The 16,576-nt window shown below is 71.7% G+C and carries 14 protein-coding genes; 7 read left to right on the top strand and 7 right to left on the bottom strand.

The features are described from left to right. Positions 1-230 precede the first annotated feature (230 nt). The 3 genes from AB0M82_RS34645 (at position 231) to smc (ending at position 5,094) form a co-directional block, all read left to right on the top strand. The gene (locus tag AB0M82_RS34645) at positions 231-992 is read left to right on the top strand and encodes a hypothetical protein (protein WP_364731166.1); all 762 of its coding nucleotides are present in this window, start codon (positions 231-233) and stop codon (positions 990-992) included. A 52-nt stretch (positions 993-1,044) separates the two neighbouring features. Further along, positions 1,045-1,332, top strand: a complete 288-nt coding sequence (locus AB0M82_RS34640) for an acylphosphatase (protein WP_364731163.1) — start codon at positions 1,045-1,047, stop codon at positions 1,330-1,332. Between the two features lie 156 nt (positions 1,333-1,488). Further along, positions 1,489-5,094 (top strand): chromosome segregation protein SMC, encoded by a 3,606-nt coding sequence (gene smc, locus AB0M82_RS34635; protein WP_364731160.1) that lies wholly within the window; start codon positions 1,489-1,491, stop codon positions 5,092-5,094. A 151-nt stretch (positions 5,095-5,245) separates the two neighbouring features. Here the strand turns inward: smc and AB0M82_RS34630 are convergent, their stop codons facing one another. The 3 genes from AB0M82_RS34630 to AB0M82_RS34620 all read right to left on the bottom strand — a co-directional run bounded on the left by AB0M82_RS34630 (position 5,246) and on the right by AB0M82_RS34620 (position 8,622). Next, positions 5,246-5,746 (bottom strand): DUF3455 domain-containing protein, encoded by a 501-nt coding sequence (locus AB0M82_RS34630; RefSeq protein ID WP_364731157.1) that lies wholly within the window; start codon positions 5,744-5,746, stop codon positions 5,246-5,248. Between the two features lie 83 nt (positions 5,747-5,829). Further along, a complete protein-coding gene (locus tag AB0M82_RS34625) occupies positions 5,830-7,389 on the bottom strand; it encodes a sodium:solute symporter (protein ID WP_364731155.1) in 1,560 nt (519 codons plus the stop codon). Between the two features lie 15 nt (positions 7,390-7,404). Continuing rightward, the gene (locus tag AB0M82_RS34620; RefSeq protein ID WP_364731153.1) at positions 7,405-8,622 is read right to left on the bottom strand and encodes an anhydro-N-acetylmuramic acid kinase; all 1,218 of its coding nucleotides are present in this window, start codon (positions 8,620-8,622) and stop codon (positions 7,405-7,407) included. A 140-nt stretch (positions 8,623-8,762) separates the two neighbouring features. On the opposite strand from AB0M82_RS34620, the gene ftsY reads away from it, so the two are divergent. Further along, positions 8,763-10,049: a signal recognition particle-docking protein FtsY gene (gene ftsY / locus AB0M82_RS34615; protein ID WP_364731151.1), complete on the top strand. Its 1,287-nt coding sequence runs from the start codon at positions 8,763-8,765 to the stop codon at positions 10,047-10,049. Between the two features lie 80 nt (positions 10,050-10,129). Here the strand turns inward: ftsY and AB0M82_RS34610 are convergent, their stop codons facing one another. Further along, the gene (locus tag AB0M82_RS34610; protein WP_364731149.1) at positions 10,130-10,618 is read right to left on the bottom strand and encodes a hypothetical protein; all 489 of its coding nucleotides are present in this window, start codon (positions 10,616-10,618) and stop codon (positions 10,130-10,132) included. A 144-nt stretch (positions 10,619-10,762) separates the two neighbouring features. Between AB0M82_RS34610 and AB0M82_RS34605 the strand changes: the two genes are divergently transcribed. Continuing rightward, on the top strand, positions 10,763-11,257 hold the full coding sequence (locus AB0M82_RS34605; RefSeq protein ID WP_364731146.1) for a GNAT family protein: 495 nt from the start codon (positions 10,763-10,765) through the stop codon (positions 11,255-11,257). Between the two features lie 4 nt (positions 11,258-11,261). Here the strand turns inward: AB0M82_RS34605 and AB0M82_RS34600 are convergent, their stop codons facing one another. Together AB0M82_RS34600 and AB0M82_RS34595 are read right to left on the bottom strand one after the other, a co-directional pair. Beyond that, positions 11,262-11,582 (bottom strand): hypothetical protein, encoded by a 321-nt coding sequence (locus AB0M82_RS34600; RefSeq protein ID WP_364731144.1) that lies wholly within the window; start codon positions 11,580-11,582, stop codon positions 11,262-11,264. Between the two features lie 73 nt (positions 11,583-11,655). Then, positions 11,656-12,432, bottom strand: a complete 777-nt coding sequence (locus tag AB0M82_RS34595; protein ID WP_364731141.1) for an IclR family transcriptional regulator — start codon at positions 12,430-12,432, stop codon at positions 11,656-11,658. A 113-nt stretch (positions 12,433-12,545) separates the two neighbouring features. On the opposite strand from AB0M82_RS34595, the gene aceB reads away from it, so the two are divergent. Together aceB and AB0M82_RS34585 are read left to right on the top strand one after the other, a co-directional pair. Beyond that, a complete protein-coding gene (gene aceB, locus AB0M82_RS34590) occupies positions 12,546-14,132 on the top strand; it encodes a malate synthase A (RefSeq protein ID WP_364731139.1) in 1,587 nt (528 codons plus the stop codon). Further along, complete coding sequence (locus AB0M82_RS34585) at positions 14,132-15,325, top strand: aldolase/citrate lyase family protein (RefSeq protein ID WP_364731137.1); 1,194 nt, start codon at positions 14,132-14,134, stop codon at positions 15,323-15,325. Before aceB ends, AB0M82_RS34585 begins: the two co-directional genes overlap by 1 nt. Positions 15,326-15,328: 3 nt before the next feature. On the opposite strand, the gene AB0M82_RS34580 is transcribed toward AB0M82_RS34585, so the two are convergent. Then, positions 15,329-16,564, bottom strand: a complete 1,236-nt coding sequence (locus AB0M82_RS34580; RefSeq protein ID WP_364731134.1) for a DUF2786 domain-containing protein — start codon at positions 16,562-16,564, stop codon at positions 15,329-15,331. Positions 16,565-16,576 lie beyond the last annotated feature (12 nt).

Raw genomic sequence — 16,576 nt, 5'->3', positions numbered from 1 at the left:
TTGAGGGACATAGAGTCCCTCAATGGGCCATTCACGGCCGTTCCGTTGACCGCTTGCGCGGCAGAGGAATCCTTGACTACCCGGCCTTGGGCGTTGGGTGCACCTGACGCACCCAATGTGGCGTTGGGTGCGTCCAGCGCACCGAACGCCACATTGGGGCGCATGGGCCGGGCCGCGAAACTCCGGCGCCGGATGCGCTGAAGGCCACCATCAGGGCATCCACTGCCCTGGTGGTGGCCTTCAGAAGCGTTGGCTACGGCGTGGTGGGGCCGGTTTCCGTCGTGCTCGCCGAGGGGGCGCCTGCCGAGCTGGAGCCGCCGCCCGGCGTCGTCGGCTCCGTGGGCGAGGTCGTCGGGGTTGTCGGCGTCGTGGTCACGGGCGGCTTGGTCGAGGTCGGCGTCGTCGGCTTCGGGGGAGACGTCGTCGCCGGGGGCGGGTTGCCGCCCGTGTCGCCACGCGGCGGCGGCGTCGAGGAACGGGGGACGACCGTGGTCGTGGTCTTGCCGTCCGGGCTCACCGACACGACCGTCGTCGGGGTGCTCGGTGACGTCGGGGCCGAGGTGGTCGGCTCGCCGCCGACCGTCGAGGGGCCGGTGGAGGACGGGGTGTTCGACAGCGTCCGGACGCCGGCCGGCACGGTGCCCTGGCCGCCGGGGCCCCCGGTGCCGCCCGCGGTGCCGGCGGGGACGGGTCCGGCGAGCCCCGCGACCGCGGCGAACGCGGTCGAGACCACCAGTCCGGCGACCCCGAGCACGACGTACCCGGTGCGGTTCGGTTTGCTGCTCCGTGGCGGCGCGGTGTCGATCCTGGTGACGCGTGAGCTCGAATCTGACCCGTCGGGGCGGGGCATACAGGCTCCTTGGGAAATGGGGGAGTCGCGGTTCGAGGTCGTGAATCTGGGGCACTGCGTCGTCATCGGACACCGCGCCCGCGGCGGGGGAGCGACCTCGGCGGGGAGATTATCACCGCCGCGGGAGCATTCGCCCAGGTAGTGGCCTTGATCAGTTACTGTGCGCGGTTGGTTGACCCGGGAGGGAGAACAGCGTGAGTGGGGAAGAAACGCACACCCGGCTGACGGCGTGGGTCCGCGGCCGGGTGCAGGGCGTGGGTTTCCGCTGGTGGATCCGCAGTCGTGCGCTCGAGCTCGGCCTGGTCGGGAGCGCGAGCAACCTCGCCGACGGCCGTGTCGAGGTCATAGCGGAGGGTAGCCGGGACAACTGTGCGCGGCTGTTGGCGGCGCTACGGTCGGGAGAATCACCCGGAAGTGTGGAGCACGTCGCCGAGCGCTGGTCCGACCCGAAGGGGGGACTCCGGGGCTTCGTCGAGCGGTAAGTGCTCCCCGGCCGATGCGGCTCGAGAGGTTGCTGGTACCGCTTCCGCTGTGCTAAGGCACGCCGACGAGGGGCGCGTCCGGCGGTCCCCGGGCACCCCCAGGTAGCCTGGGCCGATTGAACCGCCAGTACCCGCGGCCAGAGGGGTCAGCACCACGTGCACCTGAAAAGCCTGACGCTCAAGGGCTTCAAGTCCTTCGCCTCGGCCACCACGCTGCGCTTCGAACCGGGAATCACCTGCGTGGTCGGGCCGAACGGCTCGGGCAAGTCCAATGTGCTGGACGCGCTGCGCTGGGTCATGGGCACCCAGGGCGCCAAGGATCTGCGCGGCGGCAAGATGGAGGACGTCATCTTCGCCGGCACCGCGGGCCGCGCCCCGCTCGGCCGCGCCGAGGTCACCCTCACCATCGACAACGCCGACGGCGCGCTCCCCATCGAGTACTCCGAGGTGTCGATCACCCGCCGGATGTTCCGCGACGGCGCGAGCGAGTACGAGATCAACGGCGACCGCTGCCGCCTGATGGACGTCCAGGAGCTGCTCTCGGACTCCGGCATCGGCCGCGAGATGCACGTCATCGTCGGGCAGGGCCAGCTGTCGGCGATCCTCGAATCCAAGCCCGAAGAGCGCCGCGCCTTCATCGAAGAGGCCGCCGGCGTGCTCAAGCACCGCAAGCGCAAGGAACAGACCCTGCGCAAGCTGGCCAACATGCAGGGCAACCTCGACCGGCTCGGCGACCTCACCACCGAGCTGCGCCGTCAGCTCAAGCCGCTGGGCAAGCAGGCCGAGATCGCCCGCAAGGCCCAGTCGGTGCAGTCCGAGCTGCGTGACTCCCGGCTGCGGCTGCTCGCCGACGACCTGGTCACCCAGCGGGACGCGATCGCCCGCGAAGAGGCCGACGAGCGCACCGCCCGACAGCGCCGCGCCGAGGTCGAGCAGACCCTCGAGGTCGTCTCCGCCGAGGAGGCCGAGCTGGAGGCTTCCCTCGCCGAGGACGCGCCGCTGCTGCAGACCGCCCAGGAGACCTGGTACAAGCTGTCCGCGCTGGCCGAGCGCCTCCGCGGCACCGTCCGCCTGGCGATCGAGCGGCAGCGGCACCTGTCCGCCGACGTCGCCGCGCACACCGGCGGCCGCGACCCGGAAGAGCTGCTCGAAGAGGCCGAACAGGTCGCCGAGCAGGAGGCAGAGCTCAACGAGGCCGTCATGGAGGCCCGGGAGCTGCTCGCCCAGACCGTGCTGCGGCGCGAAGACCTCGAACAGCGCGTCCAGGCCGCGGAGCGCGCGCACTGGGCCGCCGTCCGCGCCATCGCCGACCGGCGCGAGGGCATGGCCAAGCTGACCGGCCAGGTCGAGGCGCTGCGCAGCAAGAACGGCGCCACCTCCGACGAGATCGACCGGCTCAGCGTCTCCCTCGAAGAGGCCGCCGAACGCGCCGAGCTCGCCGTCGAGGAGCTGGAAGAGGCCAAGGCCGAGGGCGGGGTCGAGGAGTCCGACGACGCCGGCCTGATGGACCGCCACGACCGCGCGGTCGAGGCCAACAACGCGGCCAAGGCGCGCGTCGAAGAACTGGTGAAGGCCGAGCGCGCCGCCGAGCGCGAGATCGCGTCGGAACGGGCGCGCGTCGAGGCGCTGTCGATGGGGCTGCGGCGCAAGGACGGCGCGGGCGCGCTGCTCGGCGCGTCCCACGAGCTGCCGGGCCTGCTCGGCTCGGTCGCCGCGCTGCTGACCGTCGAGCCGGGGTACGAGGTGGCGCTGGCCGCGGCGCTCGGCCCGGTGGCCGACGCGGTCGCCGTCTCGGGCGGCGAAGACGCCCTGCGCGCGCTGAAGTACTTGAAGGACACGGACTCCGGCCGCGCGGGCATCCTGCTCGGCGGTCCGGAGTCCTCTGTGGACACCTACTCGTGGCCCGCGCTGCCCGAGGGCGCGCGCTGGGCCCGTGACGTCGTCACCGCGCCGCCGCAGCTGCGGCCCGCCGTCGAGCGGGCTCTCGACCGGCTCGCCCTGGTCCGCGACCTCGAGTCGGCCCGGCAGCTGGTCGAGCGGCACCCGGACGTCCGGGCGGTCACCGCCGAGGGCGACGTCTTCGGCGCCGGCTGGGCCGCCGGCGGTTCCACGACGCGTGAGAGCAGCGTGATCGAGGTCCAGGCCGCGGTCGACGAGGCGGCGGAGCGGCTCCGCCTGGCCGAGCGCTCGCTGGAGCGGTACGCGGCCGAGCTGGAAGGCGCCCGCGCCGAGCAGCAGGCGCGCCGCGAAGAGGTCTCCCAGGCCAAGGACGCCCTCGGGGAAGCCAAGGTCCGCAAGGCGCGGTCGTCGGAGCGGCTCAACCGGATGCAGCAGGCGGCCCGCCAGGCGCAAGCCGAGGTCGAGCGGCTCACCGGGCAACGCGCGAAGGTCGAGCAGAGCCGCGTGCAGGCGCTGGCGCAGCTCGCCGAGCTGGAGGAACGGCTCGCCGCCGTCGCCGAGCAGCCCGTCGAGGCCGACCCGGACACCGCCGAGCGCGACCAGGCCGTCGAAGAGCTGGCCGTCGTGCGGCAGGAGGAGATGGAAGCGCGGCTCGCGCAGCGCACCGCCGAGGAGCGGGCGCGCGGCATCGCGGGCAAGGCCGAAGGCCTCCGCCGCGCCGCGCACGCTGAGCAGCAGGCCCGTGAACGCGCCGAGCGCGCGGCCGTGGCCCGCAAGCGCGGCGCCGAGATCGCCAACGCGGTCGTCAACGGCGGCGAGATCGCGCTGGAGCGCATCGCGCACTCCGTCCAGCGCGCGGCCACCGAACGCGACGAGGTCCAGGCTCGCCGCCAGAGCCGCGAGGCCGCGCTGACCGGCGTCCGCGCCCGGGTCCGCGAGCTCACCGGCGAGCTGGAGAAGCTGACCGACGCCGTGCACCGCGACGAGGTGCTGCGCGCGGAGCAGCGGCTGCGGCTGGAGACCCTCGAAACCAAGATCGCCGAGGACTTCGGCATCGGCCTCGCCGATCTGGTGCAGGAGTACGGCCCGGACGTCCCGGTCCCGCCGAGCGCGGGCGAGATGGCCGAGTACGAGGCGGCCAAGGACCGCGGCGAGGACGTCACCCCGCCGCCGCCGATGCCCTACGACCGCAACACCCAGGCCCGCCGCGCCAAGCGCGCCGAGAAGGACCTTTCCCTGCTGGGCAAGGTGAACCCGCTCGCCCTGGAGGAGTTCGCGGCGCTGGAGGAGCGGTACAAGTTCCTCTCCACGCAGCTGGAGGACCTCAAGGACACCCGCAAGGACCTCGAAGCGGTCATCAAGCAGGTCGACGAGAAGATCCTCGAGGTCTTCGCCGGCGCCTACGCGGACGTGGCCCGCGAGTTCGAGACGGTGTTCAGCGTGCTCTTCCCGGGCGGCGAGGGCCGGATGGTCCTCACCGAGCCGGACAACCTGCTGAACACCGGCGTCGACGTCGAAGCGCGCCCGCCGGGCAAGAAGGTGAAGCGGCTTTCGCTGCTGTCCGGTGGCGAGAAGTCGCTGGTCGCGGTGGGCATGCTGGTCGCGATCTTCCGCGCCCGGCCCTCACCGTTCTACGTCATGGACGAGGTCGAGGCCGCGCTCGACGACACCAACATGCGCCGGCTGATCGGGCTGCTGGAGCAGCTGCGGGACTCCTCGCAGCTGATCATCATCACCCACCAGAAGCCGACCATGGAGATCGCCGACGCGCTCTACGGCGTGAGCATGCAGGGCGACGGCATCACGAAGGTGATCTCGCAGCGCCTGCGCACAGCCGACGACGAACCGGTCGCGGTCGGCTGACCCGGTTCACATCTCGTCTTCGCGCGGCGCACGACGCCCACCAGCCGGGCCTGCCGCGCTCATGCGCCCCAATGTGGCGTTCGGTGCGTTGGACGCACCGAATGCCACATTGGGTGCGTTGGACGCAACCAACGCCACATTGGGGCGCATGTCAGCCGGCCACCCAGAAGGCGTAGTCCGCCGAATACTTGACCGCGGTCTGCGCTCCCGCCGCGCACGTGCCGGCCGGGGCCACGCCACCGCGCGTGTTGAGCCGCTGGATGTAGGTCACCTTGCCGAAGACGCCGTCCCCGGTGTTGAGGTTCGCCTTGAGCAGCAGCTGCGGGATCGCGTCCTGCTTGGGCGAGTTCGCCACCGCCGCCGCGCCGACCGTGCTGCCGTCCACAGTGGACGTCCACACCGGGCCCTTGCCGTGGATGGCCACCGGCTTCCCGTGCCTGGACAGCACGGCCGCGGGCTGGATCAGCGTCCACGCGCCGTTCGCGCAGCCGTAGATCTGCACGCCGTCGCCGAAGTAGGTGGCCAGTGGCCGGTTGCCGTCGGGCACCTTGATCTGGGCAGGCACCTTCGATCCCGCCGGGGTGGCCGAAGCCGTCGCCGCGCCGCCGACCAGCAGGGCGCCGACCGCGAGCGCCACCGTCATCCGTTTCATGGTTCCACCTTCGTTTCCTCCCGCCGCCTTCCGGCGGGCTCCCGCACAGGACACGGGCGCCCGCCGGAAGCGGTTCAGAAGGATCAGGCGGCGGTGACCTCTTCGGCCTCACCGGTCGCTTCGGCCGCCTTCGGGTCGGGCGTGCGGTGCCGCAGCGCCAGCAGACCACCCACGGCCAGCGTGATCACCACACCCAGCAGCGTGTACCAGGGGTAGGCCAACGCGACCTTGTCCCCGGCGGCCTTGCTGAAGTCGATCCCGATCAGCCCGCCGGTCTTCGCGCTGAACTTCACCCCGAGGATGACGAACGCCATCACCAGCACCGTGGTGACGAACGCGATGATCGCGTCCAGCTGCCGTGCCTTCTTGATCAGCAGGCCGAGCAGGAACGATCCCAGCAGCGCGCCGTAGGTGTACCCGGTGATCGCCAGGCCGAGCTCGATCACCGAGTTCTTCGTGGTGGAGAACAGCGACGCGAACACCGCGAACACCACGGCCCAGATCAGTGTCCACATGCGACCGTGCTGGAGCAGCTTCGAGTCCTCCGCGGAGCGCTTGGTGAATCGCTGGTAGAGGTCGGCCACAGTGGACGTCGAAAGCGCGTTGAGCGCCGAGGCGAGCGCGCCCATGGTCGAGGCGAGCACCCCGGCGATGAGCAGGCCCGACACGCCGACCGGGAGATCGTCGATGATGAACCGCGAGAACACGTCGTCCGGGCTCTGCAGACCCAGCTGCGCGACCGGCTTGCGGCCGTTGAACACCCACAGCATCGACCCGACGAGCAGGAACAGCCCGAACTGCACGGTGACGATGACGCCGCTGCCGATGAGCGCCTTCTGGCCGTCGCGCAGGCTGCGCGTGGCCATCAGCCGCTGCGCGATCAGCTGGTCGGCGCCGTGCGAGGCCATCGACAGCGCCGCGCCGCCGAGCACCGCCGTCACGAAGGCGTACGGGCTGGTCAGCAGGTGCTTCGTGAAGTCGACGAGCATGAACTTGCCGTCCGCCGACGCCTGCGAAGCCCAGTCGCCGGGCAGCTTGTTCAGCAGCACGATCGCGGCCACCGCCGCGCCGCCCAGGTACAGCGACAGCTGGATGACGTCGACCCAGACGACCGCCTTGATCCCGCCGATGTAGGCGTAGATCAGCGTCAGCGCGGTCAGGATCACGACGATCACCCAGTAGTCGAGGTGGATGTCGTAGTGCCCCAGGATCACCTTGATCGGGATCGCGCCGGCGAACAGGCGCACGCCCTCGGCCAGCAGCCGGGTGATCACGAACGTCACCGACGCGGTGCCCTGCAGCCCGGAGCCGAACCGCTTCCCCAGGAACGCGTACGCGCTGACGAGGTTGCCCCGGAAGTACCTCGGCAGCAGCACGAACGCGGCGACGGTCCGGCCGATGATGTAGCCGAAGGCCAGCTGCAGGAACAGGAACGCGTTGCCGAACACCAGCCCCGGCGTGCTGATCACGGTCAGCGTCGAGGTCTCCGTGGCGACCACCGACAGCATCACCGCGGGCCAGGGGAGGCTGCGCTCGCCGACGAAGTAGTCGGCCGCCGACCGCTGCTTGCGGCCGACGAGCACGCCTATCAGCGGCATCGCCGCCAGATAGATCACGATGATCGCGAGGTCAACACCGCGCATGGACTTCTCCTACCGTCATCCGGCCTTCTCCGCGACTCGCAACCGCGTCACGGCGCCCCCCAGCGGGGCGGGAAGGGTCAGTGGCCCGGCACCCGGGACGAGCGCGCCGAGCAGGCGCGGCCCCCTGGCACCGGTCGCCGACGGCACCGTACCGGGCACGCCGCACCAGGTGAGCCAGCCGAGCAGCGCGGTCAGGTACGCCTCCTTGCCGGCGCCGGGCAGGCCGAGGTCGTCGCTGGTCTTGAGCGCCGTCTTGGGCGCTGACGGCAGGTTCCGCGCGAGCGCCGTCATCAGCGCCGGGTTCGCGACGCCGCCGCCGGAGGCGATGACCGTCGCGACGTCGTGGCGGCGGCACTGGTCGGCGACCGTGACCGCGGTCAGCTCGGTCAGCGTCGCCAGCAGGTCGCCGGGCTCGACCGGCGGGAGCCCGGCCAGCGCGGCGTCGAGGTAGGGCGCGTTGAAGTGCTCCTTGCCGGTGGACTTCGGCGGCGCGGCGGCGAAGTACGGGTCGGCGAGCAACCGGAGGAGCAGGTCGGTGCGCACCGACCCGCTGCGCGCGAGCCGCCCGTCGACGTCGCTGCGCCGCCCGGTGACGCGGTGGGCCGCGAGGTCGAGCAGGGCGTTCGCCGGCCCGGTGTCGTAGGCGGTCGCCGGTTCGCCCGCGGCGACGACGGTGATGTTCGCGATGCCGCCGAGGTTGAGCGCGGCGACCGGACGGCCGGTGTCCTGGGCGAGGCCGCGCAGCCACAGCTGGTCGAGCGTGCTGGCCAGGGGCGCCCCGTGGCCGCCCGCGGCGACGTCGCGGGCCCGCAGGTCGGCGAGCACCGGCAGCCCGGTGCGCTCGGCGATCCACGCGGGCTGGCCGAGCTGGAGGGTGCCGCGGACGGCGCCGTCCTCGACCCAGTGGAACACCGTCTGGCCCAGCGACGCGACGAGGTCCGCGGTGCCCCCGGCGAGTTCCCCGGCCCCGCGCCGGGCCGCGTCCGCGAACGCCTGGCCGACGCCGGTGTCGAGCCGCGTCAGCTCACCGGCGGTGCACGGGTTCGGCGGCAGCGCGGCGAGCAGGCCCTCGCGCAGCGGCTCCGGGTAGGGGACGTCGAGCTCGCCGAGCGGCGTCAGCACCACCGTGCCGTCCTCGGCGTGCAGGTCGGCGGCGGCCACGTCGATGCCGTCGACCGACGTGCCCGAGATCAGCCCGAGCACCCGGAAGCCATGGCTGGCTTGCATCCCCATCCGGAGGGGTTTAGTGCAGCCCCCGGTGTGACGCAACCCACGTGGTGAAGTCTTGGCTCAATCGGGACCAACGTCGTTATGAATTGCCTGTGCGGGCGGGGTGTCCGGGACCGGCGGGCGCGGATGAAAGGATGGGGCCCGTGTCGAGCACCTGGTTTCTGTTCGTAGTCGTCGCCGTCGTCGTGCTGGTCGCCATTCTGGTGACCGGCCTGCTGATCGCGCGCAAGCGCCGCATCCGCCTGGACGCCGAACGCGAGGTCGAGAAGAAACCGAAGGGCGGCAGCTATGCGGCCAGTGGCGGCATCGCGCTCGCGCCCGGTGGTTCGGCCGGGACCGTCGAGCACCCGGTCGAGGAACGGCCGGAGGTCGACGGGCAGCCCGCGGTGGGCGACGACGCGGCGGTGCCGCGCGACTCGGCCCAGCGCACGGTGCGCGACGTCAAGCTGCCCGAGGCTCCCGAGGCCGAAGCCGCCGAGCCCGTCACCGAGGAGATCGACCCCGCCACCGGCCGCCTGGAGCGGCTGCGCGGCCGGCTGTCGAAGTCGCGGTCGGTGTTCGGCCAGAGCCTGCTCGGCCTGCTCGGCGCCGGTGACCTCGACGAGGACTCCTGGCAGGACGTCGAAGACACGCTGCTGATGGCCGACCTGGGCGCGGCCACCACGAACCAGATCGTCGAGCGGCTGCGCGACGAGCTTTCCCGGCGTGCGGTGCGGTCTTCGGCGGAGGCGCGCGAAGTGCTGCACGAGGTGCTCACGGCGCAGCTGTCGACCGACAGCGAGCGCGCGGTCCGGGCCCTGCCGCACATCGTCGACGGCAAGAAGCAGCCCGCGGTGGTCCTGGTGGCGGGGGTCAACGGCACCGGCAAGACGACGACCACGGGCAAGCTCGCCCGGGTGCTGGTCGCCCAGGGCAAGACGGTGGTGCTGGGCGCGGCGGACACGTTCCGCGCGGCGGCGGCCGACCAGCTGCAGACGTGGGCCGAGCGCGTCGGCGCGGAGGTCGTGCGCGGCAAGGAGAGCGCGGACCCGGCGGCGGTGGCGTTCGACGCGGTCAAGCGCGGCGTGGACACCGGCGTCGACGCGGTGCTGATCGACACCGCGGGCCGGCTGCACACGAAGACGGGCCTGATGGACGAGCTGGGCAAGGTCAAGCGCGTCGTCGAGAAGCAGGCGAAGGTCGACGAGGTGCTGCTGGTCCTCGACGCGACGACGGGCCAGAACGGGCTCATGCAGGCCCGGGTGTTCGCCGAGGTCATCGACGTCACGGGCATCGTCCTGACGAAGCTGGACGGCACCGCGAAGGGCGGCATCGTCTTCCAGGTCCAGCGCGAGCTGGGGGTGCCGGTGAAGCTGGTCGGGCTCGGCGAGGGCCCGGACGACCTGGCGCCGTTCGAGCCGGGCGCCTTCGTGGACGCCTTGCTGGGCTAGAGCCAAGGCCGAGCACCTGAAATCGGGCAAATCGGGCAGCTTGACAGCTCGCTGCCGCAGCTAACTGCCCGGCCTTGGGGCTAGAGCCGGAACAGCGGCGTTCCGTCGGCTTTGCGCAGGCCCAGCCCGAGCATCACCGACTCCGACGGCCGGTGGGCCGGGATGACGAGCGGCGACGTCCGGCGGGCGGCGACGGTCAGCCGTGACCAGCCGATGCCCTGCAGCGTCGGGCCGGCGCCGGTGCGCCGCAGCGGGTCGATGACCATCGCCGCGCCGAAGTAGGCGCCGTCCGGCAGGGCGACCCGGGTGGTGTAGCCCAGCACGACCGAGAACGCCGTGCCGCTGCGGCTGCCGTCCTCCTGCAGCGTGAGGATCACCGGCGTCCGTGCCCGGGTCGCCTGGTGGTGCCGCACGGAGATCTCGACCGTCCCCGCGGGGGCCCCGCCAGGACGCGGCCAGGCGGGCCGCTGCGGCGAGCCGGCGAGCGCGCGGTCGACGAGCCGGTCCACGAGGTTCGAAGCGGCGCCCTGCGCGAGCCAGGCAAGCGCGCCGCCGGTGTACGGATCCATCGGCCGTCCCTCCGGCGAAAATCGGCTGACGGGCGGTGCGCGCCGGTGCAGAATCCGGGTATGCCCGGTTGACGCACGTCCGCTCGTGCCCCTCCTCGTAACAGACGCCGCGATGCCGTCGTTCGCTACGAGAGAGGAACCATCATGACTGTCATCACCGGCGAACGGGTGCGGCTGCGCCCGATCGTCGCAACGGATCGCGTTCGCTTGCGCGAGATTCTCGCCACGCCGGAGGTCGCCCGCTGGTGGGCGGAACCCGAGATCGAAGACTTCTACGCCGTCGAGGAGGGCTTCACCGTCTATGTCATCGTGCTGGACGGCGAAGTCGTCGGGGTGATCCAGAGCGCCGAGGAGCCGGACCCGCAGTACCGCCACGCGGGCATCGACATCGCGCTGCACCCGGACTTCCACGGCCGCGGCCTCGGCACGGACGCCGTCCGCGCGCTGGCCCGGCACCTGGTGGCGCAGGGCCACCACCGCCTGACGATCGACCCGGCCGCGGCGAACGAAGCCGCGATCCGGGCGTACACGAAGGTGGGATTCCGGCCGGTGGGCGTCCTGCGCGACTACGAGCGGGGCCCGGACGGCACCTGGCACGACGGGCTGTTGATGGACCTGCTGGCCGGGGAGCTGACCTGAGCGATCAGCCCTTGTCGATGACCTGCTGGAGGAGCTGAGCCATCCGCTCCATGCCGATGTTCACCGTCGTGAACCCGCTCTGCATCTCGGCTCTGAGGCTGCTGACCTCCGTCTTGAGGCCGGCGATGTCTCGGCCGTGCTCGACCTGGGTCTCTCGCACGGCGTTCAGCACCTTGGTGTGGCCGTTCAGGGTCTGCTTGAACTCGGAGACATCGCGGTCCGCGGTTCCGGCGAGCACGCGCGCGGCCGCGGCGTCCCGCCGCGTGTGCTGCATCTGCTCCTCCAGCGCGGTCACGCGGGCTTCGAGATCTTCGAGGCTTGCCATGCCGCGTACTTTACCGACGGCCGCAGAGCCCTCGACACGAGGGTCACTTTAAGTCATTTGATATCACTCAAAGTCACACTGATACCGCTGCCCGGGAAAGGCTTGCGCCCAGGGCGTCCGCCACCCGCTGCACGGCCGGGGCGATGTGCGCCACCGCCTCGGCGGTCAGCCGCCCCGACGGGCCGGACACCGACACCGCCGCCGGCACCGGGGCGCCCGGCACCGCCACGGCCACGCACCGGACCCCCAGCTCCTGCTCCGCCTCGTCGAGTGCATACCCCTGCGAAGCAATGCGGGCGAGTTCCACCGCCAGCGCGTCCGCGTCGGTGAACGTGTGCTCGGTGTACGCGGGCATCCCGGTGCGGCCGAGCAGCTCGCGCACCTCGGCGGCGGGCAGGTGCGCCAGCATCGCCTTGCCGACGCCGGTGCCGTGCGGCAGCAGCCGCCTGCCGACCTCGGTGAACATCCGCATCGAGTGCTTCGAGGGCACCTGGGCCACGTACACGACTTCGTCGCGCTCCAGGACCGCCAGGTTCGCCGTCTCGCCGACCTCCTCGACCAGCTCCGCCAGCAGCGGCCGCGCCCAGGCGCCGAACTGCATGCTGGCGTTCTCGCCGAGGCGGATCAGCCGTGCGCCGAGCGCGTAGCGGCGGTTGGTGTTCTGCCGGACGTACCCGAGGTCGACCAGGGTGCGGATGAGCCGGTGGATCGTCGGCATCGGCAGCCCGGACAGCGTCGCCAGTTCGGACAGGCTGGCTTCGCCGCCGGTGTCCGCGAGGTGTTCCAGCAGCTCGAAGGCGCGCTGCAGGGACTGGACGCCGCCGTCGCGCCCGTTCTTCTCCGCTGCCACCGGTGGTCCTCCTTACGTCGGCGTTGAGCTTCCGCTATGCAGAAACTATAGTCCGTCTGGTAGAAAACCGTAGGGCCGTTATCCGAAGATCCGAACCCTCGAGGTGTTTTCCCATGTCTTCTGAAGTCCAGGTGCTGGGCGACCCGGTCGAACGCGGCGAGGAGATCCTCACGCCGGAAGCGCTCGCCTTCCTCGCCGGCCTGCACGACGCCTTCGCCGGCCGCCGCGACGAGCTGCTCCAGGCGCGGAGCAAGCGCCGTGAAGAGGCTCGCACCACCGGCAGGCTCGACTTCCTGCCGGAGACGAAGGAGATCCGCGAGGGCGACTGGAAGGTCGCCGCCGCGCCGCCCGCCCTGCTCGACCGCCGCGTCGAGATCACCGGGCCGACCGACCGCAAGATGACCATCAACGCGCTCAACTCCGGCGCGAAGGTGTGGCTCGCCGACCTCGAGGACGCCAACACCCCGCACTGGGCGAACGTCGTGTCCGGCCAGGTCAACCTGTACGACGCCATCCGCGAGACGATCACGCTGGAGAGCGGCGGCAAGAGCTACGCGCTGAAGGACGACGTCGAGCACGCCACGATCGTGGTCCGGCCACGCGGCTGGCACCTGCCCGAGAGCCACCTGACGTTCGGCGGCCGCGAGGGCGTCGGCGCGCTCGTCGACTTCGGCCTGCACTTCTTCCACAACGCGGCCGAGCTGCTCAAGCGCGGCAAGGGCCCGTACTACTACCTGCCGAAGATGGAGAGCCACCTCGAAGCGCGGCTCTGGAACGACGTCTTCACCCACGCCGAGAAGACGCTGGGCATCGAGCACGGCAGCGTCCGCGCGACCGTGCTGATCGAGACCATCCCGGCCGCGTTCGAGATGGAGGAGATCCTCTACGAGCTGCGCGAGCACGCGTCGGGCCTCAACGCCGGCCGCTGGGACTACCTGTTCAGCGTGATCAAGTACTTCCGCGACGCCGGCGAGAAGTTCGTGCTGCCGGACCGCAACTCCGTGACCATGACCGCGCCGTTCATGCGGGCCTACACCGAACTGCTGGTGCGCACGTGCCACAAGCGCGGCGCCTTCGCGATCGGCGGCATGGCCGCGTTCATCCCGAGCAAGGATCCCGAGGTCAACGAGGGCGCGTTCAAGAAGGTCCACGACGACAAGGCGCGCGAGGCCGGCGACGGCTTCGACGGCTCGTGGGTCGCGCACCCGGGCATGGTTTCGCTGTGCGAGGAGCAGTTCGACAAGGTCCTCGGTGACCGGCCGAACCAGCTCGAGCGCAGGCGCGACGAGGACTGGGATCTCTCTGCCACCGCCGACCAGCTGCTGGACGTCGCTTCGACGCCGGGTGGCGCCACGGCGGCCGGCCTGCGCGCCGCGGTGGACGTCGGCGTCCGCTACATCGCGTCCTGGCTGGGCGGCAACGGCGCGGCGGCGATCCACAACCTGATGGAGGACGCGGCGACCGCGGAGATCTCGCGTTCGCAGGTCTGGCAGTGGGTCAAGAACGGGACCACGCTCGACACCGGCGACGTCGTGACGCCGGAGCTGGTGCGCGGGGTGCTGACCGACGTCCGCGGCGAACTCGCCCGCGAGCTCGCGGCGGACCGGCTGCTGCCGGCCGTGGAGCTGTTCGAGCAGGTCGCGCTGGCCGACGAGTTCCCGGACTTCCTCACGCTGCCCGCCTACGAGCGGATCAAGTAGTGCCCGGACGTCTTTCCGAGGACGTCTACGACGCCGCCGACGCGCGCTTGGCTTCGGCTGACGCGCGCGTCGCGGCGGCGTACCCGGGGGAGCGGCCGGGACGGCAGCCGGTGCACACCGTCTACGTGCCCGCGTCGCAGTACCGGACGCGTCTGGTCGCCGACTGGGGCAAGCAGGCGATGCGGGTCTTCATCGAGCACGAAGACCTGCTCGGCGTGGACGCCGACGTCTACGAACGCGTGCGGGCGAAGCTGCTCACCGAGCCGATCGAGGACCTGCGGATTGACTTCGAGGACGGCTATGGCCGGGTGCCGGACGACGTCGAGGACGCCGCCGCGCTGGCGGCCGGGCAGACTCTCGCCACCACCGGCGGGACGCCGTTCTCCGGCATCCGCTTCAAGAGCTTCGAAGCGGCGACCCGCCGGCGCGGCATCCGCACCCTGGACCTGTTCCTCACCGGACTGCTCGGCAACGGGCCGTTGCCGAGCGGGTTCGTCGTCACGCTGCCGAAGGTGACGGCGGTCGAGCAGGTCTCGGTGGCCGCGGAAGTCCTGGCCCGCTTGGAATCCGCGTACGGGCTCGCTGAAGGAACGCTGCGGTTCGAGGTCCAGATCGAGACCGCACAGTCTATTGTGGACGCCGACGGGACGCTCGCCGTCGCGCGGATCGTGCACGCCGCCGACGGCCGGTGTTCGGGCCTGCACTACGGCACGTACGACTACAGCGCCGGTCTCGGCATCGCGGCGGCGTACCAGAGCATGGAGCACCCGGCGGCCGACCTGGCCAAGCAGCTGATGCAGGTCTCGGCGGCCGGCACGGGCGTCCGCCTGTCCGACGGCTCGACCAACCGGCTGCCGGTCGGCGACGCGCTGCCCGCGGCGTGGGCGGAGCACCTGCGGCTGGTCCGCCGGTCCCTGGAACGCGGTTTCTACCAGGGCTGGGACCTGCACCCCCACCAGTTGCCGACGCGTTTCGCGGCGACGTACACGTTCTACCGCGAAGGCTTCGCGACGGCGGTGGACCGGTTGCGCGCGTACGCGGAGAAGACGGCCGGGGGAGTGCTGGACGAACCGGCGACGGCGCAGGCGCTGGCGGTGTACCTGCTGCGCGGCCTCGACTGCGGCGCCCTGGACGAGACCGAACTGCCGTTCGGCCGCCCGGTGCTGGAGAAGTACGCGCTCCGGCTCGCGTGAGTCTCACTCACGAAGCCGGGCGCGATCGGCGGCGGAGCGTCCCGCGTCCCAGCCGTCGAGGTCGCGCACGGTCACCGATTTGCCCACCACGTCGGGGAAGAGCGTCGTGAAGGCCGCTTTCACCTTCAGCTCGTGGGACGCCAGCGCCGGCAGCAACCGGTCGGCGTCGGGCGAGTCCGCGAGGGTGGCTTCCGCTGCTTTTTCGAGGCGCTCGCCGATCCGGGTGGCGTAGGAGACGAGGAACGACTGCCGGAACGCGCGGGACCGGCCTGCCGGGTCGGCGATCATCGCCCGCGTCGCCTGGACGAGCAGCGACGTCGTCAGCAGCGCGACGGCGTCCAGGTCGTTCTCGTCGCCGACGACCGTGACGAACCCCCAGCGCGAGTCGAAGACGGCGCGGCACCGGTTCGCCGTCGCCACCACGTGGACCAGCAGCGACTTGGCGTCGAGGTACGGCGTGTCGAGCCAGAGCCTGCTGGAAGCCGGCACGTCCGGGGCCGACGTCTCGCTCTCGACCAGCACGCGGTCGATGGCGTGGCGGGTCATCAGCTCCTGCGCCTTCGCGGAGAGGGCTTCGGCCTCTTCGGGGAACGAGCTCGACTCGGCCTTGGCCAGCAGCGCGCGGACCCGGCTCAGCTTCTTCTCGTCGACCGCGTGGTGCGCCGGACGGTCCGGCATCGCGGTCCCCGGCGGCGGCAGGACGACGCTCAGCTCCGGCAAGGTCACGAGAAGACCGAAGGCTTCGACAACGGAGACCAGCGCCTCGGCCGGGGTGAGGATGTGCTTCGCCGCCCACTGCGCCAGGTGCGGCTCGGACGCCGACCACCAGCGGACGGCGCCGGCCTCGTCGAGCTGGTCCCGCCAGCCCGGGTGGACGGTCGCGGGAGCGAACTGCGCGACGTAGGCGGCCAGCGTGTCGAGCACGTACGAGCCGGCGAACTCGTCGACGCGGCGCCGGGTCGCCTGGTGGATGTCCTCGGGCAGCCAGCCGCCCCGGCAGACGCGGGAAATCAGGCGCTGTCCGGCCAACCGGGCGCCTTCGGCCAGCTCGCCGGGCAGTTCGAGGCCCGGCACCAAAGCGGCCGCGCATTCCTTGGCCGCGCGGGGGATGCCCCGGGCCGTGTCGTAGGCGGCGGCCACGAGAGCGTCGCCGAACTCTCCGGCCGACGACGGCGGCGGGCCGACGTGGGGTGCCTGCCGCTGTGCGCGTTGCTTCGCCGCGCGCTTCTGCTTGCCCACAAGGCGAGTGTG

Origin of the sequence: Amycolatopsis sp. NPDC051128, assembly GCF_040682715.1 — a bacterium.
Lineage (GTDB): Bacteria > Actinomycetota > Actinomycetes > Mycobacteriales > Pseudonocardiaceae > Amycolatopsis.
Note: the sequence above shows the minus strand (reverse complement) of the source record. Positions and strands in the feature narration are given on the sequence as shown.